This is a genomic window from Promicromonospora sp. NPDC050249 (assembly GCF_040656015.1).
Taxonomy (GTDB): domain Bacteria; phylum Actinomycetota; class Actinomycetes; order Actinomycetales; family Cellulomonadaceae; genus Promicromonospora.
On record NZ_JBFAKY010000083.1, the window covers coordinates 1 to 2087 of the forward strand.

Annotated in this window: 2 protein-coding genes; both read right to left on the bottom strand. The window is 70.5% G+C overall.

The annotated features are described in order from the left end of the window. Nucleotides 1–80: 80 nt before the first annotated feature. Complete coding sequence (locus AB0I32_RS27175; protein WP_357511831.1) at nucleotides 81–1070, bottom strand: hypothetical protein; 990 nt, start codon at nucleotides 1068–1070, stop codon at nucleotides 81–83. A 63-nt stretch (nucleotides 1071–1133) separates the two neighbouring features. Continuing rightward, nucleotides 1134–1919: a DUF4230 domain-containing protein gene (locus AB0I32_RS27180; RefSeq protein ID WP_357511833.1), complete on the bottom strand. Its 786-nt coding sequence runs from the start codon at nucleotides 1917–1919 to the stop codon at nucleotides 1134–1136. Nucleotides 1920–2087 lie beyond the last annotated feature (168 nt).

Below are 2087 nucleotides of genomic sequence, written 5' to 3' on the forward strand. Positions count from 1 at the left end.
GCGCCTGTCCTGCTTCCGCACGGGTCGACCCGTGCGCAAGCAGGACAGGCGCTCTACTTCGCGGCAGTGTTCGGGAGGGGTCAGACCTCCGGGACCCAGAGGTCCTCACCGTTGGGGGGCGTGCCGACGGCGCCGACGGAGACGGGCACCGGCGCTGCCTCGGGCAGGTCGCCCAGCGCGCGCTGCGCCACCGCACCCGACGAGAAGTTCGCGTAGCACTCGGGGCAGTACCAGTCGGGCGTCGGCACAGGGGTGTCGAAGCCGCCGTAGACGACGTCCGGCTCGAGCTTCATGTTGTCGTGGATGGCCTGGCCCCACACGATGCGCTTGGTGGCGCCGCGCTGACCGCACGACGGGCACGACGGACGCATCTGCGCGCGCTGCGACAGCACCGCGTGCGGGTGGAGCAGCGCGTGGCACGGGCCGCACACCAGGAAGGTCTGCTCGATGAGCTCCGCGAGGGGCCGCTCGCCGGTCTCGCCGGTGTGGGCGCCGTCGTCGTGCGGCATCAGCTGCATGACGTCGACGAAGCGCTCGCACGAGGCGCAGCGCTCCTCGCGGCGCAGGTCGGTGCCCGCCACCTGCTTGTGCCCGAGCAGGCGCAGGACGTGCAGGTTCGGCGACAGCTCATCGGTCTCGCAGTTGCCGGCGTCGAGCGTGCCGGTGGCGCCGTGCTTGTACTGGTGGGCGATGCCGTCGAGCACCAGGCGGGCGTGCTCCTGGGGCAGCCAGCCGGACGACCGCGCGTAGGCCGCGGCGCCGTTGAAGAGGTCGTCCCAGACGACGGGCTTGTCCGGGCCGAACACCTCGTCGCTGACCCAGTCCTCGCCCTGGCTGGCGCCCATGAGCTCGACCGCGGCGACGATGCCCGGCTCGGAGCCCACGACGGTGACGACGACGTCGCCGCGCTGCGGGCCGTCCGCGCCGCCGGGCAGACGGTGCTCGTGGCTACGGCTCGCGATCGCGACCGCCTCGCCCAGCCAGTCCTCGGACCAGTTGAGGTAGACGGACGGAACGAGCCACGCCGGAAGGGACGATACGTTGGGAAGCATGTCGGGTTCGCTGGTCACGCGGGGAGAATAGCGCAGCCCGGTGACGTCGTTATGACAGTCCCGGTACGCGACCTCCCGGACTTACCGGAACTCGACCACTACCTGGTCGAAACCGGACGCGGACAACATCACCTCAAGGGTCTTCACCGTATTCGCCCGGGCGCGTTCGTCCAGGTCGGACTTCTCGGCCGCGGCCGCTATCTGGTCCTGCGCCGCGGCGAGCGCCTCCTGGCGCGCGTCGGTGTCGGTATCGAAGAAGTCACCCACCCGGTCGACCAGGCCACGGTCCTCCGTCAGGGCGCGGCTGGTGTCGAGATCGATGCGCGGCTCGGCGAGCTCCGGCTCGGGGAGCGTGACCGATACCGTCGTGCCGTCGTCCGAGATGTCTATGGCTTCCTCGGTGAGGCCTTCGAAGTCCACGTACGCCTCGACCGAGCCGTCCACCACGAGCACGGTGCGCTCCCCCGCGACCCAGCCGGGCACGTACTTGACGTCGCGCTCCAGGTCGACGAGGACCTCGTACTGCGCCTCGCCCGCCACGAACCGTGCGAGGTCCTTCATGCTGAGCAGGACGGGACGTTCGGAACGATCGACCTCGCTCGTCGTGAACGGGTTCAGGCCTTCCACCAGCACCCGCCAGAACGCGTCGCGGAAGTCGTCGCGCAGCGCCGACAGCACGCCGAGGACGACCCCCGCGGCCAGCGCGAGGCCCACGAGGAACCCGATGACGCCGGCGAGCCAGGAGGGCATGCGACGGCGTGCGGGCGGGGCCGGCGGTCCGGGCTTGGTGGTGCTCTTGCCCGACGGCGGCTCCGGCGGCCGTCCCTGTGCGTGCACCTGCTTGGTGTCGGCGTCGGTGCCAGTCATCGCAACCGCCCCCTTAGGGAGATATGTCCGAATCTCTCGTGGAGTCACACGCTAGCGCCACCCACTGACACTCGCTGGGTGGGCGTTGCTCGGTCCGTTGCACTGCCGCGTCGACGACTTCGGTCGGTTGCCGCGAGATCGGTCCGTTGATGGACCGATCTCGCGGCA

What these genes read in the sequence shown, in the direction of transcription:
- AB0I32_RS27180 (WP_357511833.1), bottom strand. Translation starts at nt 1,919, where the DNA reads ATGACTGGCACCGACGCCGACACCAAGCAGGTGCACGCACAGGGACGG.